Source organism: Mesorhizobium sp. (genome assembly GCF_004962245.1).
GTDB lineage: Bacteria > Pseudomonadota > Alphaproteobacteria > Rhizobiales > Rhizobiaceae > Mesorhizobium.
The window spans coordinates 70,347-88,394 of record NZ_SUHQ01000002.1 but is presented as its reverse complement, the minus strand read 5'-3'; the positions used below and the strand labels follow the sequence as shown (position 1 = coordinate 88,394).

16 protein-coding genes are annotated in these 18,048 nt (G+C 63.7%); 12 read left to right on the top strand and 4 right to left on the bottom strand.

The genetic code is table 11. The features are described 5' to 3' along the window. Window positions 1-208: 208 nt before the first annotated feature. Window positions 209-415 carry a hypothetical protein gene (locus E5X88_RS02330; RefSeq protein WP_292157857.1) on the bottom strand — a complete coding sequence of 69 codons (207 nt, stop codon included), beginning with the start codon at window positions 413-415 and terminating at the stop codon, window positions 209-211. Between E5X88_RS02330 and E5X88_RS02325 the strand changes: the two genes are divergently transcribed. Together E5X88_RS02325 and E5X88_RS02320 are read left to right on the top strand one after the other, a co-directional pair. Further along, window positions 405-620: a hypothetical protein gene (locus tag E5X88_RS02325; RefSeq protein ID WP_292157856.1), complete on the top strand. Its 216-nt coding sequence runs from the start codon at window positions 405-407 to the stop codon at window positions 618-620. The genes E5X88_RS02330 and E5X88_RS02325 overlap by 11 nt on opposite strands. 26 nt (window positions 621-646) lie before the next feature. Then, a complete protein-coding gene (locus E5X88_RS02320; RefSeq protein WP_292157855.1) occupies window positions 647-2,077 on the top strand; it encodes a LuxR C-terminal-related transcriptional regulator in 1,431 nt (476 codons plus the stop codon). Window positions 2,078-2,084: 7 nt separating this feature from the next. Here E5X88_RS02320 and E5X88_RS02315 read toward each other — a convergent pair whose 3' ends face one another. Further along, window positions 2,085-3,092: an aldo/keto reductase gene (locus E5X88_RS02315; protein WP_292157854.1), complete on the bottom strand. Its 1,008-nt coding sequence runs from the start codon at window positions 3,090-3,092 to the stop codon at window positions 2,085-2,087. A 138-nt stretch (window positions 3,093-3,230) separates the two neighbouring features. Beyond that, on the bottom strand, window positions 3,231-4,196 hold the full coding sequence (locus E5X88_RS02310) for a LysR family transcriptional regulator (RefSeq protein WP_292157853.1): 966 nt from the start codon (window positions 4,194-4,196) through the stop codon (window positions 3,231-3,233). A gap of 135 nt (window positions 4,197-4,331) precedes the next feature. Between E5X88_RS02310 and E5X88_RS02305 the strand changes: the two genes are divergently transcribed. From E5X88_RS02305 to ligD, 10 genes are all read left to right on the top strand, one after another. Further along, window positions 4,332-5,765, top strand: coding sequence for an amidase (locus tag E5X88_RS02305; protein WP_292157852.1), 1,434 nt, complete (start codon window positions 4,332-4,334; stop codon window positions 5,763-5,765). A gap of 39 nt (window positions 5,766-5,804) precedes the next feature. Beyond that, a complete protein-coding gene (locus E5X88_RS02300) occupies window positions 5,805-7,100 on the top strand; it encodes an ABC transporter substrate-binding protein (RefSeq protein ID WP_292157851.1) in 1,296 nt (431 codons plus the stop codon). A gap of 85 nt (window positions 7,101-7,185) precedes the next feature. Beyond that, window positions 7,186-8,004 (top strand): ABC transporter ATP-binding protein, encoded by an 819-nt coding sequence (locus E5X88_RS02295; protein WP_292157850.1) that lies wholly within the window; start codon window positions 7,186-7,188, stop codon window positions 8,002-8,004. Next, window positions 8,001-8,729 carry an ABC transporter ATP-binding protein gene (locus tag E5X88_RS02290; RefSeq protein ID WP_292157849.1) on the top strand — a complete coding sequence of 243 codons (729 nt, stop codon included), beginning with the start codon at window positions 8,001-8,003 and terminating at the stop codon, window positions 8,727-8,729. Before E5X88_RS02295 ends, E5X88_RS02290 begins: the two co-directional genes overlap by 4 nt. Before the next feature lie 4 nt (window positions 8,730-8,733). Then, on the top strand, window positions 8,734-9,621 hold the full coding sequence (locus E5X88_RS02285) for a branched-chain amino acid ABC transporter permease (protein ID WP_292157848.1): 888 nt from the start codon (window positions 8,734-8,736) through the stop codon (window positions 9,619-9,621). 7 nt (window positions 9,622-9,628) lie between these two features. Further along, entirely contained in the window at window positions 9,629-10,696 is a 1,068-nt protein-coding gene (locus tag E5X88_RS02280; protein ID WP_292157847.1) for a branched-chain amino acid ABC transporter permease, read from the top strand. Window positions 10,697-10,706: 10 nt separating this feature from the next. Next, window positions 10,707-12,290: a GMC family oxidoreductase N-terminal domain-containing protein gene (locus E5X88_RS02275; protein ID WP_292157845.1), complete on the top strand. Its 1,584-nt coding sequence runs from the start codon at window positions 10,707-10,709 to the stop codon at window positions 12,288-12,290. 9 nt (window positions 12,291-12,299) lie between these two features. Continuing rightward, window positions 12,300-13,400: a class II histone deacetylase gene (locus tag E5X88_RS02270; RefSeq protein WP_292157843.1), complete on the top strand. Its 1,101-nt coding sequence runs from the start codon at window positions 12,300-12,302 to the stop codon at window positions 13,398-13,400. 350 nt (window positions 13,401-13,750) lie between these two features. After that, complete coding sequence (locus E5X88_RS02265) at window positions 13,751-13,975, top strand: hypothetical protein (protein WP_292157841.1); 225 nt, start codon at window positions 13,751-13,753, stop codon at window positions 13,973-13,975. 109 nt (window positions 13,976-14,084) lie between these two features. Then, complete coding sequence (gene ligD / locus E5X88_RS02260; protein WP_292157840.1) at window positions 14,085-16,571, top strand: DNA ligase D; 2,487 nt, start codon at window positions 14,085-14,087, stop codon at window positions 16,569-16,571. Between the two features lie 18 nt (window positions 16,572-16,589). On the opposite strand, the gene E5X88_RS02255 is transcribed toward ligD, so the two are convergent. After that, the gene (locus E5X88_RS02255; protein ID WP_292157838.1) at window positions 16,590-17,765 is read right to left on the bottom strand and encodes a Fic family protein; all 1,176 of its coding nucleotides are present in this window, start codon (window positions 17,763-17,765) and stop codon (window positions 16,590-16,592) included. Window positions 17,766-18,048 lie beyond the last annotated feature (283 nt).

Sequence of the window (18,048 nt, the reverse complement as noted above, 5' to 3'; positions counted from 1 at the left end):
GCTCCGAACACGCTCTCTGTGCTGACGATTACCGCGGCATGGCCGGCGGACGGCAGCGCATGCCCACGGCGCTGAGTGGATCGAGGTGGTCCAGCACGGTTTTCTGCGCGATATTGCCGAAGCCCCAAAAGGCAGCAGCCAGACAGTTGGCCCTCGACATATCAATGTCTCGAAAAGCTTGCGCTGCAGAGGAGCGGATTGCTGATTGCTAGCGGACGGCCAGCTTATCCAACCGTTTGCAATAAAGGCGGGCGCCGACGGGGACTATCTCATAGCCGGCGTCGTTCAACTGGAGCTTCATCTCCTCGAAATGCCGCTTTGAGCCGCTGACGATCGATTCAGGCGTGTAGTCCCAGCCGTTGCGGGCGGCATTGGCCAGGATGTCGGCATAGAGGCGCATGCTCGTGATTTTCACATCCGATTCCAGCACCTGCCTGCATCCTCTTGCGAACGACGGCGACTGGGCGGCGGAAAAACTCACGATCGTGCATGCCAGCATTATGGACACAGGACGCATGGAAACCTCCCCTGATTGCAGCTTGTTGCCGGGGGCGATCTTGCAGCCTGTGCGCCTGCGGCGGGATCGGGCAGATGCAGTATTCGATCTCCTGCATTTGTAGTATTCTGTCCTGGGACAGGCTTTACCATGCTGCTCAACGACACGTCGAAAGCGCAGACGCTCGATGCCTTGTCGGGGCGCGAGCGCGCGGTTGCGGAAAAATTCGCAGCCGGCATGACCTACCGCGAGATCGGCGAGGCACTTTTCATTGCGCCGACCACTGTTCGCACGCACCTTGCGACCATCTACGAAAAACTCGGGGTGCGTACCAAGATCGAGCTCGCGGCGTACTTTGCCGGCGCTTCCTCCGCACAGGCTCCGTCCTTGTCGGGCGCCCCGCCGGTGCTCGCCATATTCCCGATCGAATGCCTGAATTCCGAAGAGCGGTGGCGCCGCTTTGCCGACGGCCTGTCGTCGGACATTACCATCGACCTGGCACGGTACGCGGGTCTGCCTGTCATCGCCTTCCACACGATGAAATCGCTGAACAGCAAGCCGGCCGACTTCGCGGCGGACGGCAAGGCGCTTGGTGTCACCTATATCATGTCTGGCCAGTTGCGCGCGGACGACCAGAGGATTCGCTTGACGATTGAGCTTGCCGACGCGGGCAACGGCGTCAGCCTGTGGAGGGAGCGCTACGACCGCCCGGTCGAGGATATTTTTACGCTGCAGGACAGCCTGACCGAAAGCATCATCAATGTGTTCGCCGGCAGTTACGGAACGCTGGCTACCGTGGGCCGCAACGCGGTTCGGCGCAAGCCGCCGGCCAGTTTGAGGGCCTATGACTATTACTTGCTCGCCCTCGAACAGCACACCACGTTCAGCCACGCTGGCAATGCCGAGGCGATCCGTCTGTTTTCACGCGCGCTGGAGCTTGACCCTACCTTCGCCAACGGCTGGGCCGAACTCGCCTATGCCTATTCGATCGAGGCCTGCAACGGCTTTGGCGACGACGTGCTGACGTCGATCGAGAACTGGCGGACGGCGGTCGAAAATGCGCTGCGGCTCGACCCGACGGACAGCTGCGCCTATGCTTGCCTTGTCAATCTCAGGGCATGCTTCGGCGATCTCGAAGGGGCGGAGCGCGCGCATCGGCGCGCTTTCGAATACGGCTCCCACCATGCCGGCATACTGACGCTGCTGGCCGGCGGCAGGGCGCTTGTCGTCGGCGATCCGTCCGAGGCGATCCCGCTCATCGAGCGCGCCATGCGTCTCAACCCACTGGCCCCGCCCTGGTATTTCGGCATGCAGGGCCGCATCCTGTTTGCTGCGGGCAAGCATCGCGAAGCCATCGCGGCGCTCCGCAGGAGTTCGCCGGAGTCGCCGGACGTGCTGATGTTCCTGGCGCTTTCGCATGCAGCTTTGGGTGAGACCGGCGAGGCGGCCAGGATCGCAGCTCGCTTGAACGCTGAATTCCCGGGCTTTTCGGTCGAACGCTTCATCGCCGGCTATCCCGTGACAAACCGCGATGCGTTGCTTGCCATCCGCCACGCCGCCGAACTGGCGAAGCTGCTGTAGATGCCACCTACCGATCGACCATCGCCATGATGCGCTCGTTGTAGCGGGGCCCGGCGACCTTGCCCGGCGCCAGCGCCGCGTCGAGCGCCTGCATTGCGTCGTCGTCGAGTTTTATCGCCGCGGCAGCGACGTTCTCCTCGAGATATTTTCGGCGCTTGGTGCCGGGAATCGGCACGATGTCCAGCCCGAAGTCGCCGCCCTTGTGCAGCAGCCAGGCCAGAGCGATCTGGCCGGGCTTGACGCCCTTGGCCGTGGCGATGTCACGGACAACGCCGGCCGCCTGCACATTGGCGTCGTAGTTGGCTCCCTGGTAGCGCGGGTCGCCGCGGCGGAAGTCGCCCTCCGGGTAGTCTTCGGCGCGCTTGACGTCGCCGGTGAGGAAACCGCGGCCAAGCGGCGAGAACGGCACCAGGCCGATGCCGAGTTCACTGAGCAGTGGAATGATCTCCGGCTCCAGATTGCGTTCCCAAAGCGAATATTCGCTCTGCACCGCCGTTACCGGATGCACGGCGTGTGCCCGGCGGATGTTGGCGGCGCCGGCCTCCGACAGGCCGAAGAAGCGCACCTTGCCCTGAGTGATCAGCTCGCCGACAGCACCGGCCACATCCTCGATCGGCACGGCCGGGTCGATCCGATGCTGGTAGAGCAGATCGATATGGTCGGTGGCGAGCCGGCTGAGCGAACCTTCCACCGCCTCCCGGATGTGCTCCGGCCGGCTGTCGCGGTCGGTGCCGATTTGCTTGCCGTTTTCGATACGGAAGCCGAATTTGGTGGCGATCGTCACCTCGTCGCGCCGGCCCTTCAGCGCACGCCCGAGCAATTCCTCGTTGGTGTGCGGGCCATAGACTTCAGCCGTATCGAGGAAGGTGCAGCCGAGTTCGATGGCGCGGTGCAGGGTGGCGATCGATTCCGCCTCGTCGGCCGGGCCGTAGGATTGGCTCATGCCCATGCAGCCGAGGCCGATCACCGATACCTGCAGCCCCTGGCTGCCCAGCTTGCGTGTGCTCAAGGTCATGGATGAGATCTCCGGATAGTGTCAGGTTCGTGTGCGTCAGGACTATTGCCAGAGGACCATATAGAGCGCTCGCTCAATTCCCACAGTCGCTCGGCCGACGATTGCTCGCACGATCGCGTGAGCGTGAAAAGGATCGCGTCAGCCCTCGCTGGCAACCAGCAGCAAAGGCTCGCGCTCCGGCGTCGTCACCGAAAAGCCCGATGGGCCGACCGTGTTGAAGAAGCGGTGGAATATCTCGATGAAGACACGCACGAACAGCGGCTTTGCCGAACCGTACATGTCGGCGACGATCAGCGTCGGCGGCGGCAATTCGTCGAAGATCGGTTTTCGAACGATCCCGTCGCCGTCGGCGGTGGCGCGGCCGATCGGCCGCATGTTGAGGATGGCCATGCCGAAGCCGGAGGCGACGGCCGAGCGGACCGTCTCGTAGGAGCGCGTGCGAAAGCGCACCTCCGGTCGTTTCGCCAGCACGTCGAACAGGGTCAGGAGATAGGTCGCCGTGTGCGGCAGATCGAGCAGCACCAGCGGCCGCGCCGCCAGTTCCGCCAGCCAGATGCCGTCGCGCGCGGCGAGGGGATCGTCCGCATTGAGCACGGCGTGCGCCGGCACCTTGCAGATGCGGGTGATGCTGTCGATGCCGATCGGGCCGATGTCGTAGAGAATGGCCAGGTCGATCTGACCGGCGACAAGCCGCTCCTGCAACTGAACCTGATCGGCCTCGACCAGGTCGATCTCGACATCGCCGACGCTGTCCAGGTAGCTGCGCAGCATTTCCGGCATGAACAGCGCCCCGAACGGTTCGAAACAGCCGATGCGCAGGACTTTCGGCACGCGGCCGCTGAGATCGCCGATGGACCGGTTGAACTCCGTTTCCGCCGCCAGCATGACGCGGGCGGCGGCGACGAAGCGTTGGCCGGCCGGCGTGATGGAGACGCCGCGTGCCGGCCGCCTGTCGAAAAGGCGAGCCCCCATCTCGGCTTCGGCAAGCGTGATCGCCGCCAGGATGGAGGACTGTGAAATGTAGAGCGACTTGGACGCCGCCAGCACGCTGCCGAGGCGGGCAACCTCGCAGACATAGCGCAACTGCCGGATGGTCAGGTTCATGGCAATTCCATTGTTGCATTTTATGGCGCATATTACTCTCAATAATACATTTTGTGGAAATGCAGAAACCCGCCACACTGCCTCTTCTGACAAGGCCGCCGGAAGAGCGGCCATGGAACGAGGGGTTCGAACTGCATGCCGAATGGGATCTCTCCCATTGCCGACGCCGACGATCTGTGCCGCCTGAGCGCGGCGGAGCTTAACGCCGCCTACCGCGCCGGTGCACTGTCGCCCGTCGAGGTGACGATGGCGGCACTCGACCGCGCCGAAGCGATCAATCCGCTTTTCAATGCCTTCACCATGATCGACCGCAAGGCTGCGATCGAGGCCGCCGGCGCCTCCGGGAAACGCTGGCGGGCAGGCGAGCCACTATCGCCGGCCGACGGAATACCGACGACGCTCAAGGACATCGTCTGGGTCGAGGGCTGGAGCGTGCGCTATGGCAGCAGGACCACATCGGCCGCGCCTTGCGACAGGGACGCGCCAGCCGTTGCCCTGCTGCGCCGAGCAGGCGCCGTCTTCATCGGACAGACGACGACGCCCGAATTCGGCTGGAAGGCGATCACCGACAGCGGGCTCTGCGGCATCACGCGCAATCCCTGGAATGCCGAAAAGACGCCCGGCGGATCTTCGGGTGGCGCGGCGGTGGTGGCCGCCACCGGAGCCGGCGTCTTTCACCTCGGCACCGATGGCGGCGGGTCGATCCGCATCCCGGCCTCCTTCACCGGCATTGCCGGATTGAAGCCGACTTTCGGCCGCGTGCCGGCCTATCCGTCGAGCGCGTTCGGAACCGTGGCCCATATTGGACCGATGGCGCGGTCAGCGGGTGATCTTTCCATCATGGCGTGCGCCATGTCGGGCCGAGATATCAACGACTGGCAGCAGGGCGCGGGAATTCTGGCGCCGCTTGGCCGGATCGAGGAGACGCTGCAGGGGGCCCGGATCGGCTATTGGTCGAAGCCGCCGTCCGGCGCGCTGGATGGCGAGGTCGCCACGACGATTTCCCAGGCGCTGACGCATTTCGGCGCGTTTGGCGCGACGGTCGAACCGGTTGATCTTCCGGGCGATGATCTTCTCGAACTTTTCCAGTCCCACTGGTTCACCGGCGCTGCCGCGCGGCTGGCGCTGATCCCCGAGAACGAACGGACAGGCATCGATCCGGGTTTCCTGGAGATCGCCCGGGCCGGGGCGGCGTTCGACGCCGCGACGCTGGTCGCCGCGCAGATCCGTCGCGGCGAATTCGGCGCCGCCATGGACCGCCTGCTGGACACCTATGATTTCATCGTTTCGCCGGGAACATCGATTCCTGCCTTCGACGTTGGGCTTGAAGTACCCTCGGGCAGCGGCCTGTCGCGCTGGACCGAATGGGCGGCGTTCAGCTACCCGATCAATCTCAGCCAGCAACCGGCCTGCGTCATTCCTTGCGGCATGACGGCGGGCGGCCTGCCGGTCGGTTTCCAGATCATCGGAGCGCGCGGCGACGATGCCCGCGTGCTTTCGGCGGCCGCCGACCTCGAGGCCGCCCTTCGGCCCATGACGCAGGCGTTTCGCGTGAGAGATTTCGCATGAAGAAAAGACTCTAACCGACGACAAAAAGGGGAATTTGCCATGATCAACAGACGTGCAATGCTGCAAAGTGTGGTCGGCGCGGGCGCCGGTGCCGCTCTTCTTGCCGACATGAACAATGCGGCGATGGCCCAGGACGCCACGCCGATTCCGGTCGGCTCCGCCCTGCCGATGTCCGGCATCGCGGCCGCCGACGGCATCGAATTCAAGAACGGCCTCGACCTCGCCGCCGAAGAGATCAACGCGGCGGGCGGCATTCTCGGCCGGCCTGTCGAAATCCACATCGAAGACACCAAGGAAATGGGCGCCGATCTCGTCAGCCAGTCGATGCAGCGCCTGATCGACCGTTTCGAGGCGCCGGTCATCATCAACGGCTACAATCTCGGCACCAACATGATCGAGATGGACGTCGCCGCCGACAACGACGTCATCATGATGCACTACAACACGCTGATTTCGCACAATGAAAAGTTCAAGACCGACCCGGAGCGCTATTACAGCTCCTTCCAGGGCGACCCGCCGGAATTCTGGTATGGCCCCGGCTGCCTGAACTTCCTCAAGACGCTTGCCGCGGACGGCAAATGGAAGGCGCCGAACAACAAGATCGCCATCATTCCGTCGGCCAATGAATATTCGATCGTCATCGCCAACGCGATCCGCGACAAGGCGGCCGAATACGGCTTCGAGGTCAGCCTGTTCGAGACCGTTCCGTTCCCGACCAACCAGTGGGGACCGACGCTGGCGAAGCTTCGTCAGGACCCGCCGGCGGCGGTCCTGGTCACGCATTTCCTGCCGCAGGACCTGGCGCAGTTCATGGTCCAGTTCCTTTCCGAGCCGATCAACAGCCTGATCTACATGCAATACGGACCATCGCTGCCGGCCTTCCGCGAGATCGGCGGCGAGGCGGTCAACGGCGTCGTCTATTCGACGGTGATCGGCTGCCTGCCGGACGATTTCTCCAAGTCGTTCCGCGAGAGTTACCGGGCGAAATTCGGTCCCAACTCCGCCTACATCACCGGTTCGCAGACCCATGACGGCCTGTGGATGTGGGCGCTTGCCGCGGCAATTGCCGGCGGTCCGAGCGAGCCGTTCAACAAGGAGCAGACCACCAAGGTGGCCAATGCCTTGAAACGGCTGGTCTATCGCGGGGTCAACGGCACCTACCGGGCCGATCCGGCGGGCCAGTCGGCCTTCTGCTATCCAACGCAGGTGGCGGACCCGTCGCTTGGCATGCCGCACCAGTTCCTGCAGCATCAGGATTACAAGACCGATCCGAAGCTGATCGCGCCGGTGCTCTATGCGACGGACAGCTTCGTCCTGCCGCCATGGATCAAATGAACCGGGGATGCAGCGAAACCAATCGGCCGGGCCACGCGCCCGACCGCTTGTCAGCAGGTGAAAAAAGAGATGCCAGGCGAAAAAGATGACTGAGGCCACGGGGCCGATGCTGGTCTGCGACAGCGTCGTCAAGCGGTTCGGCTCGCTGGCCGCCGTCGACGGCGTGTCGATGGTGGTCAATCCGGGCGAGATCGTCGGCATTGGCGGGCCGAACGGCGCCGGCAAGACGACCTTTTTCGACGTGGTGACCGGGATCACCCCGGCCAGCGGTGGCCGCGTGCATTTCGGCGACACCGACATTTCTGCCTTTGGAGCGGATCGCATCTGCCAGCTCGGCATGGCCCGGACCTTCCAGCTCAATGCCGCCTTCGACAGCTTGACCGTTCGCGAAAACATCGAGATCGCCGCCTATTTCGGCCGCCAGCGACGCAGGCTGGCCGGCTTTCGCCTCGGCGAGGACGTCCGGCAAGCGACGATGGAGGCGCTGGACTTCGTCGGACTTGCGGCCAAGGCGGAAGAGACCGTGGCGCGGCTGCCGGTGCTCGACCGCAAGCTCCTGATGATCGCCGGCGCCATCGCCACCAGGCCGAAAATGCTGTTCCTCGACGAGCCGGTCGGCGGGCTCAATGTGGCCGAGATCGACCAGATCATGGCGATGGTGCTGAAACTGCGCGACCAGGGACTGACCATCGTCCTGATCGAGCACGTCATGCGCTTTCTCCTGGCGCTCTCCAGCCGCGTCATCATCATGCACCACGGCAAGGTGATCTTCGAGGGCAAGCCGGACAAGGTCGCCGAGGACCAGACAGTTGTCGAAACCTATCTCGGCCAGGGCACGCAGAAGCGCTTGAAGAAATTCTTCGACGAGCAGGCCGCCACGAATCCGGTCGAGGGGGCGCAATGACGAGCGCAGTCGCCAAACCGCCTGTCCTGCAGCTCGATGCCATCGTCTCCGGCTATGACGGCCTCGAGGTGCTCAAGGGTATTTCGCTCACCGTCAATGCCGGTGAGTTCGTCACCGTCGTCGGCCCCAACGGCCATGGCAAATCGACGCTGCTCAAGACGATCTCCGGCTTGGTGCCACTGCGCGGCGGACAGATCAGCATCGACGGCCAGCGTCTGTCCGGAAAGCCGCATGAGACGGCGATGCTGGGCGTCGCTCACGTGCCGCAGGGCGACATGCTGTTTGCGCAGATGAGCGTGCTCGAAAACCTGCTGATGGGCGCCTATCTGGCGCCGGACAAGGCCGAGATCAAGCGCCGGCTGGACGAGGTCTATACGCTTTTGCCGAAGCTCGCCGACCGCCGCAACCAGATCGCCTCGAGCCTGTCAGGCGGCGAACGGCGCATGGCTGGCATCGGCCGCGGGCTGATGATGGGCGGGCGCATCCTTTTGATCGACGAGCCGTCGCTCGGCCTGGCGCCGCTGATCATCGACCAGGTCTACGGCGTCATTGCCGAACTGAGCAAGGTTGGCCGGACCATCCTCCTGGTGGAGGAGAATCCGGCGCGGGTCGAGGATCTCGCCGACCGCCTGCATCTGCTCGACGACGGCGCCATCGTCTGGTCGGGCAAGCCCGCCGAACTGATGGCGCGTGACGAGCTCCTCGCAACCTATCTTGGAGGCTGACGCCATGACCGACGTTCTCATGGCCATTCTCGTCGCCGGTTTCACCTCCGGTGCGCTCTATGCCCTGGCGACGGTCGGGCTGTCGCTGGTCTGGGGTTCGATGGGCATGCTCAACATGGCCCACGCGGCGATGCTGACGCTCGGCGGCTACGTCGCCTTCACGGTGATCACCTCACTCGGCCTGCCGATCGCGATCGGCTTTGCCGGCGCCATTCTGGTGGGTGCCGCGGCCGGCGCGATCCTTTATTTTGCGATCGTTCGCAACCTGTTGAAGAACGACAAGTCGACATTCGAATCCAACGTCATGATCGCCACGGTCGGCATCGGCATCGCGCTGGAGAACGCCATCCTTTTGATCTATGGCGGGCAGCCGCTGAAGCAGCCGGTCTCGATCGCCGGCGCCTTTCGCCTTGGGCCGCTGACGCTGCCCTGGCAGAACCTGATGATCATCGCGGTGGTCGTCGTCATGATGGTGGTGGTCTCGCTGGCGCTCGGCCGCACGCGGATGGGCCGGGCGATCCGGGCAACGGCGCAGAACCGTGACGCGGCCCAGCTCATGGGCGTCGCCGTCAACCGCGTCTATCTGCAGGTGCTGATGCTGTCGGGCGCGCTCGCTGGCATTTGCGGCGTCATGGTGTCGTCGATGACGCAATTGTCGCCACCGCTCGGCAACGACCCGATGCTGAAGGCCTTCATCATGTGCGTGGTCGCCGGTCTCGGTAATCTGCCGGGCGCCGTCGCCGCCGCGCTTGGCCTGGCGCTGCTCGAATCCTTTGTCCAGTATGCGCTCGGCGCCCGCTGGGGCTTTCCGTCGCTGCTGTTCGTGGTCATTGCCGTGCTCATCTGGCGACCGTCGGGCCTCTTTGGCCGCGCCGAAATCCGGCGCATGTGAGGGCACCATGACAGACACCAGACCCATGTCGCGCATGTCCCGGTCGGCAAAGACCGATCTTGCCATCAGCCTGCTCCTGATCGCGGCGGCGATCGCGCTGCCCTTCATGATCGACAGCCGTTACATCCTCGGCCAGGTCGTGCTGGCGCTGTTTTATGCAACGATCGCATCGCAGTGGAATCTTTTGTTCGGCTTCTCCGGCATCTTCTCGCTGGCGCAAATGGCGATCTTCGCCTTCGGCGGCTATGCGACGGCAATGCTTTGCTTCTATTTCGGCTGGAACGTGTGGGCGGCGCTTGTGCCCGGCGCGCTCGGCGCCGTGCTGTTCTCGCTGGTCGTCGGCCTGGCCTGCCTGCGGCTGACCGGTGTCTATGTGGCGCTGCTGACGCTGGCGATCGCACAGACCATGTATCTGCTGATCGTCACCGACACCGAATGCTTCGTCATGGTCGGCTCGGTATGCCGCCAGTTCACCGGCGGCGCCGTCGGCTTTGCCCGCTTCGGCGATCTCGGCACCAGGGCCTTGCTCAGGGCCCAGTGGCTGGTCGGCAACTACGCAATCATCGCTGTGCTGTTCGCTGCGACCATGGTCTTCACCTACGCGATCGTCAAAAGCCCGATCGGCCTCGCCTTCAGGGCGCTCAAGGACAATCCGGGCTATGCGGTGGCGCGCGGCGTCAACCGCTTCCAGGCGCAACTGCTGGTGTTCGGGATTTCAGCCTTCTTCACCGGGCTGGCCGGCGGTTTCTACGCCGCGCATTTCCAGGCGATCGGCCCCGGCGTGCTGTCGATGTCGCAGCTGATGTTCATCATCGCCATCGTCGTGGTCGGCGGCGTCGGCACGTTCTGGGGGCCGCTGGTCGGGACGGTGGTTCTGGTGCTGGCAGACGAGTTGATGCGCGAGAGCGGCGAGTTCCGCACGCTTGGCCTCGGCCTGATCATCGCGCTGTCGGTGGTGCTGATGCCGAAGGGGCTGGTGGGCCGCTTTGGCGATCTTGTCCGCTGGCTGGCGCGCAGGCGCACCGGCCCAACGGGCAGCAACATTGTGCAAAGCCCGGCTCCGGCCGGAAAATGAGAGACTGACGATGTTCGACACGATCATAGTGGGTGCCGGCTCGGCCGGCTGCGTGCTGGCGAACCGGCTCAGCGCCGATCCCACCCGCAAGGTGCTGTTGCTGGAGGCCGGCCGCGAGGCGCCGCTCGCCTCGGACGTGCCGTCGGACTGGCCGACCATGTTCAACACCGCCGTCGATTGGGGCTATTACACCGAGCCACAGGCCGGCTGCCGCGGCCGGCGGGTGTTCTGGCCGCGCGGCAAGATGATCGGCGGTTCCGGCGCGCTGAATGCGATGATCTACATTCGCGGCCTGCCGTCCGACTATGATGGCTGGGCCGCCATGGGCTGCCCCGGCTGGGCGTGGGCCGACGTGCTGCCGGTGTTTAAGGCCAGCGAAAGCAACGCCGAGCTTGGCAACGATCCGCTGCACGGCGCCGACGGGCCGCTGCATATCGGCAATGTCGGGCATGTCGATCCCAACGAGCTCGCCTGGATCGAAGCCTGCAAGGCCGCCGGCTACAAGCACAACCGCGATTTCAACGGGGTCGAGCAGGAAGGCGTCGGGCTCTTCCAGTTCACCATCAAGAACGGCGAACGCTGGGGCACCGGCAAGGCCTATCTGCGCCCGGCGCGGGAACGCCCCAACCTGACCGTGAAAACCGGTGTGCTGGCGACGGGCCTGATCATCGAGAAGGGCCGGGTCAAGGGTATCCGCTATCTGGTCGACGGCGTGCCGGAGACCGCGTTCGCCGGCAGCGAGGTCGTGCTGTCATCGGGCTCGATCGGCAGTTGCCAGCTGATGCTGCTTTCGGGCATCGGCCCGGCAGACGAACTCAGGAGCGTCGGCGTCGATCCCGTCCATGATCTGCCGGGTGTCGGCAAGGATCTGCAGGACCACATCAACATTCCGATCACCTTCTACACCAAGGACAGGATCGGCGTCGGTGCCTGGACCGACGAGACGCTGCAGCGCGATTTTGCGGAGTGGCAGACCTCGCGCAGCGGCCCGCGCTCCTCGCCCTGGGTGGCGGCCGGCGGCTTCGTCAAGAGCCGGCCCGATGTCGAACCGGACCTGCAGCTTTACGGCGCCATCAGCCCGCACCGCGACTATGTGCGGTTCCTGTCGTCGAAGCCCGGCATCACGCTTCACACCACGCTGCAGCGGCCGGACAGCCGCGGCGAGATCCGCCTGCGCTCGGCCAATCCTATCGAATATCCGGCGATCGACCCACGCTACTTCGTCAGCGACGAGGACGGCTCGGACATCGCCACGCTGGTCGAAGGCATCCGCATCAGCCGCCGGATCGCGGCGCAGTCGCCGCTTGCCGAGATGCTGACCGGCGAGATCACGCCAAGCGCCGAATGCGAGAGCGATGCCGAGATCGCGCAGTATATTCGCGGCCACTGCACGACGCTCTATCATCCGACCAGCACCTGCCGGATGGGCACCGACGCCATGGCCGTCGTCGATCCCGCGTCGATGAAGGTGCATGGGCTGGATGGGCTTTGCGTCGCCGACGCCTCGGTCTTTCCAAAGATGGTCTCGGGCAACACCAACGCGCCGACGATCATGATCGCCGAGCGCGCCGCATCGATGATCCTGACAGGATAGGGAAGCAACATGACCACGGGTTGGAATTTTCACGAACTCTATCTCTGGCACGAGACCGGCAATGCCGCGCTGTTCTTTCAGCCGAGCCTGACCATCGAGCCGGGCGAGCATGCGGAAAATGCCGCCACCAAACGCCGGTTCCGCAATCTCATGGAGGTTTCCGGCCTCACCGAAAAGCTGGCGAAGATTGCCTCCGTTGCGGTGAGCGAGGACGATCTCGCCCTGTTCCACGACCGCGATTATGTCAGCCGCATCAAGGCGCTCAGCGACGAGCGCGGCGGCGATGCGAGCTATCTCACGCCCTTCGGCCATGGCAGCTACGAGATCGCCTGCCTGGCGGCCGGCGGCACGGCGGCGGTGATGGATGCGGTGCTGAGCGGCGATGTCGACAATGGCTATGCGCTGGTGCGGCCGCCCGGACATCATGCCGAACACGCGCAAGGCTTGGGCTTTTGCCTGTTCGGCAACGTTCCGGTCGCCATCCTGAAGAACCGGGCCAAACATGGCTTCGAGCGGGTCGCCACCGTCGACTGGGACGTCCATCACGGCAACGGCACCCAGTCCGCCTTCTATGCCGACCCGTCCGTGCTGACGATCTCGATCCATCAGGACGGGCTCTATCCGCCCGACAGCGGGCTTCACAAGGAACGCGGCGAGGGCAGGGGCGAAGGCTACAACATCAATGTGCCGCTGCCTGCCGGATGCGGCCACGGCGCTTACATGTCCGCGTTCGAACAGGTCGTGCTTCCGGCGCTCACTCGTTACAAGCCCGACCTCATCGTCGTGCCGTCAGGCTTCGATGCCTCGGCGGCCGATCCGCTGGGGCGCATGATGCTGCACAGCGGCAGCTATCGCGAGATGACGCGGCTGCTGATGCAGGCGGCGGACGACCTCTGTGGCGGGCGGCTGATGATGTCGCATGAAGGCGGTTATTCGGCTTCCTACGTGCCCTATTGCGGCCTGGCGGTGATGGAGCAATTGTCCGGCATCAAGACTGAGATCGATGATCCGTTCCTGCCGGTCTTCGAGGGCTACGCAGGCCAAGTCCTGCAGCCGCATCAGGCGGCCGCCATTGCCCAGGCGGAGGAGCTTGTGGACGGCATTGGATGACGAATAGTCAGTCGTGAGTCCGTCACGTCTCGAGTCCAATTCTCACCATTGACCATTTGATCTGGGTCAACACGCAGTTCCCTTGATGCGCCTATATGGTTTCCTGTCTTGGGAAGGACACGAGGGCGGGCGGGTGATCCACTGAGAAGCTGAAAACAGCTCCGACGTGGATCACCTTTCATTGGCGCGGTTGCTGCCACGGTCATAGTCGTCGCAGAACACGGTCATTCAAAATCGGCCGTGTTCGTGTCAACTCTCAGCGTGCGCCACAGAAAATTGACACAACCGTCTGTCTCGGCCATCCTTGTGCCAGCCGCCTTCTCCTGTGGTGGTGTGCGTATGAGCGTGTCATGGCCAGTTCCGTCACCAGCCAGAATTCCAAGCGCGCCGCGGTGCGCAAGGCACTTGAGCGCCACAAAGTCTACATCACCGCGCAGAGCTTTTCCGCCGGCGCCTACAAAGCGCGTGTCCTCGTCGACGGCGAGGCCTACTGGGTCGACGAGTTCCGGCTGAGCCAGCTCCAACAGGGTCTGTCCCCGGCCGAGCTTGAACTGACGCCGGCCACTGACGATTGAGCTGTGTGAGGCACGACATCGGCCTGCCACATGCTGACAAAGTGATTCAAGCGATGCGGGTCAAGTCCTTGTTTTTGCGCGGTCGACGCATCCCGCCTGGCGTGCGGACATGACGTCGAAGCTCAAGGCCTATCGCGCCAAGCGCGAATTCACGAAGACGCCGGAACCTTCTGGCGGCCTGGTTGTCGGAGAAGGCAACCGCTTCGTCATCCACAAGCATCACGCCACATCAGACCACTACGACCTTCGCCTGCAGGTCGGCGATGTGCTGAAGAGCTGGGCGGTGCCTCGCGGCCCGTCGCTCAATCCCGCCGACAAACGGCTGGCGGTCGAAACCGAGGATCATCCGCTCGAATATATCGATTTCGAGGGCGTCATTCCCGAGGGCGAGTATGGCGGCGGGCCGATGATCGTCTGGGACACCGGCGTCTGGGCGCCGATGGACGATGTCGAAAAGAGCCTGCGCACCGGCGCGTTCAAGTTCCGCCTGGCCGGCGAGAAGCTGAATGGCGGCTGGATGCTGACGCGGCTCAAGCCAAAACCGGGCGAGGACAGCGAGAAGAAGAACTGGCTGCTGTTCAAGGAGCGCGACCTCGCTGCCGATACCAAACTCGACATCCTTTCGGTCCGGCCGGAAAGCGTGAAATCCGGACGGCGCATCGAGGAACTGGTGGCGCCGCCGAAGCCGGCGGCCAAACAGGCAAAGCCTGTCGTGCTGAAACCCGGCGCGCTGCCCGGTGCGGTAAAGGCGCCGGCGCCTGCCCGCATCGAGCCGCAGCTGGCGACGCACGTTCCGAAGCCGCCAGGCAGTGAACATCCCGCGGAAAAAACGCGCGAAGTCTGGCTGCACGAGATCAAGTTCGACGGCTACCGTACCATGGCGCATCTTTCCGACGGCGCGGTCAAGCTGACCACCCGCGCCGGTCTCGACTGGACGAAGCGCTATGGCGATCTGCCGTTTGCCTTCGCCAGGCTGCCCTGCCGCGATGCGATCATAGACGGCGAGGTCGTCGCTCTCGATGCCAAGGGCATCAGTCGCTTCGCGCTGCTGCAGGATGCGCTGGCCGAGGGTGCTGGCAACAAGCTGCACTTCTATGCCTTCGACCTGCTTTATCTCGACGGCTGGGATCTGACCAAGGCGCCGCTCGGCCGGCGCAAGGCGCTGCTTGCGCAACTGCTGTCCGGCCTTGGCGCCAACTCCGCCATCCAGTTCTCAGACCATGTCGAGGGTGATGGGCAGGCACTCTACGACCAAGCCTCGGAACTGGGGCTGGAGGGCGTCGTCTCCAAACGCGCCACGGCAATTTACCAGAGCGGTCGCACCAAGACATGGACCAAGATCAAAGCGCTGAAAACCGATGACTTTGTCATCGCCGGCTATACCGTCTCCGACGCCGCCGAGGGGCTGGCCGCGCTGGGCATGGGCGAATGGCAGGACGGCGAACTGCATTACCGCGGCAAGGTCGGCACTGGTTTCGATGCCGAGACCGCAGGCGAATTGCTGGCGCGGCTGGAGCCTTTGCGCACCGGCGCCACCGCGCCCGAAGGGGTTCCGCGCGAGATCATGCGCGAGATGAACTGGGTGCGGCCGCTGCTTTCGGCCCGCATCCATTATGCCAACCGCACCGCCGACAATGCGCTACGCCATGGCGTGTTCCGCGGCCTGCGCGATGTCGGACTGTCGACCCCGGTGTCGGCCAAGCGCAAGCGGCTGATCGCCGAGGCCGACCTCGCCACGATCTGGGTGACCAACCCGACGCGGCGCCTGTTCGGCAAGACCGGACCGACCAAGCTCGATATCGCCGTCTACTACGCGCTGGTCGGCGACTTCATGCTGCCGCACATCCTCGGTCGTCCGGTGTCGCTGGTGCGCTGCCCGACCGGCAAGCCGCAGGACTGTTTCTTCCAGCGCCATGCCTTCACCGGCATGCCTTCTTCGGTGGCGACGTTCGAGGCGACCAATTCCGAAGGGGAGACCAAATCCTATCTGTCGGTCGAGGATGCCAAGGGCTATCTGGCGCTGGCACAGTTTGGCGTCGTCGAATTCCATACATGGGGCACCCATCGCACCAAGCTCGACAAGCCCGATTTGATTGTCTTCGACCTCGATCCCGGCGAGGGGGTTAGCTGGCGCGAGGTGGTCGAGGCGGCAGTGCATATCCGCGCCGAGCTGGAAGCGCTGGGGTTGGTACCGTTCGCCAAGACGTCGGGCGGCAAGGGCATCCACATCACCGTGCCGGTAACGCAAAAACAGAACTGGAAGAAGCTGCACCAGGCGGCCAGCGTCATTTCCTCGGCATTGGCCGCCACCGCGCCCGACACCTTCACCACCACCATGGGCAAGGACAACCGCAAGCGGCGCATTTTCATCGACTATCATCGCAATGCGCGTGGCCACACGTCGGCGGCACCTTACTCGCTGCGCGCCCGCACCAACCTGCCGGCCTCGACCCCGGTGAGCTGGCCCGATCTGGAATCCATCGACGCTCCGGAAGATTTGAATTATTCTTCGCTGCCGGGCCTTCTGGCCACCTCCGGCGACCCCTGGGCCGACATGGAAGATTTCGCCAGGGATTTGCTGCCGGTTGAAACCTGATGCTGGCTGACTGTTGGTTCATGTTTCGGGAAACAGCCTCGGAAACAGCGTGTCCAAGGCCTTGGCGGGAAAGCGCAGGGATACCGGCCCTTTTGGCGTTTCGGATTCCAGCAGTCCAAGCGAAATGACGTCATTGAAAACCCGCCGCGCCGTTCGCTCGGGCAGTCCGGTGATGCGCGAGATTTCGCCTCGCTCGAATTCGCCGCGTATCAGCGCCTCTTCCAGCAGGCGGCTGGCTTCCGGCTTCAACTCGCTGCTCGCAGCGTAGGCGCGAAGACGCCTGGCCAGCGTAGCGAGATCAAACAGGCCGGACATAAAGGTCACCTGGTCAACACAGACGCGCAGGAACCACAGGGTGAAATCCGCAAGCGCGCGCTGCGAGAGATTACCTCTGCCATCGAGATCGCCCTGACGTGGCATGTCGGCATGATCCATCATGGTCTTGTAGTCCTTTCGACTCTTCAGCCCTCGCGCCAGTCCACGTGAAATCGACCATAATCCATGAGAGGCGATACCTGCCTCATGCGCCATCGCATGGCTCATCAAGCGGCTGACGCGTCCGTTGCCGTCGGGAAATGGATGGATGAAATTGAAGCGATGATGCGCTGCGGGAATGGCGAGTATCCGGCCTGCCTTGCCGAGCTTTGCGAAGCGGTAGCGCGTTTCGAAATAATGCATGAAATCGTCAACGCGGACGCTGGATGGCGGTTCATGCCGGCCGACGGCAACATCGTGCTCAGGTTTCGATCGCCACTGCCCAGGCGCCAGGAGGAAATCGCGCCCGGCGCCTTTGACACGCAGCATGGGTTCCTCGGCATCCCGATAGAATTCCTGATGAAGCCACAGGATGAAGTCGCAGGAAGCCGGTTCAGGCAATCGGCCCCGAGCAGCCATCCGGTCGATCTCTGCCTGGAGCCTGACATGAGCGGCGGCTTCAAGTTGTAGGTTGCGCCGCTCCTCGTCCTTGTCGAAATTGCCTGCCAGCGCGCGCTCGATGTCGCGCGGACGCGTATCATGGCCCTCTATGAGGTTGCTGTAGTAAGTGTTCATGATGCGCACGAGATCGGCAAGGTTCGCGGCCGTAAGGGGATGAAGGCTGTTGCCCAACGTAGCGGATGCCGCCGAAAGTTCCGCTAGGGCATCCGAGATTTCCTCCGACGCATTCTCCAGTCGAGCCGGCTCGATCCGCTGCACGCTTTCTTCCACGGGGCTGTTGGCTTCCAAAGGGTCTGGCCGATCTTTGAGTTTTGTAACTACATATTCGTAAAGGAATTTTTTGAATTCGCCAGAAAAATTGGCCGATCATTTGGCCGATATCCGGAGCCCCATCAGCCGGATGGTGCCGCCTCGGGGATCTGACCCGATCTGGAATCCATCGACGCTCCTGAAGATTTGAACTATTCTTCGCTGCCGGGCCTTCTGGCCACCTCCGGCGATCCCTGAGCGGACATGGAAGATTTCGCTAGGGATTTGCCGG

Coding starts and splice junctions, on each gene's coding strand:
- E5X88_RS02285 (WP_292157848.1), top strand. CDS start 8,734: ATGACCGACGTTCTCATGGCCATTCTCGTCGCCGGTTTCACCTCCGGT.
- E5X88_RS02305 (WP_292157852.1), top strand. CDS start 4,332: ATGCCGAATGGGATCTCTCCCATTGCCGACGCCGACGATCTGTGCCGC.
- ligD (WP_292157840.1), top strand. CDS start 14,085: ATGACGTCGAAGCTCAAGGCCTATCGCGCCAAGCGCGAATTCACGAAG.
- E5X88_RS02275 (WP_292157845.1), top strand. CDS start 10,707: ATGTTCGACACGATCATAGTGGGTGCCGGCTCGGCCGGCTGCGTGCTG.
- E5X88_RS02290 (WP_292157849.1), top strand. CDS start 8,001: ATGACGAGCGCAGTCGCCAAACCGCCTGTCCTGCAGCTCGATGCCATC.
- E5X88_RS02295 (WP_292157850.1), top strand. CDS start 7,186: ATGACTGAGGCCACGGGGCCGATGCTGGTCTGCGACAGCGTCGTCAAG.
- E5X88_RS02280 (WP_292157847.1), top strand. CDS start 9,629: ATGACAGACACCAGACCCATGTCGCGCATGTCCCGGTCGGCAAAGACC.
- E5X88_RS02265 (WP_292157841.1), top strand. CDS start 13,751: ATGGCCAGTTCCGTCACCAGCCAGAATTCCAAGCGCGCCGCGGTGCGC.
- E5X88_RS02320 (WP_292157855.1), top strand. CDS start 647: ATGCTGCTCAACGACACGTCGAAAGCGCAGACGCTCGATGCCTTGTCG.
- E5X88_RS02315 (WP_292157854.1), bottom strand. CDS start 3,092: ATGACCTTGAGCACACGCAAGCTGGGCAGCCAGGGGCTGCAGGTATCG.
- E5X88_RS02300 (WP_292157851.1), top strand. CDS start 5,805: ATGATCAACAGACGTGCAATGCTGCAAAGTGTGGTCGGCGCGGGCGCC.
- E5X88_RS02270 (WP_292157843.1), top strand. CDS start 12,300: ATGACCACGGGTTGGAATTTTCACGAACTCTATCTCTGGCACGAGACC.
- E5X88_RS02310 (WP_292157853.1), bottom strand. CDS start 4,196: ATGAACCTGACCATCCGGCAGTTGCGCTATGTCTGCGAGGTTGCCCGC.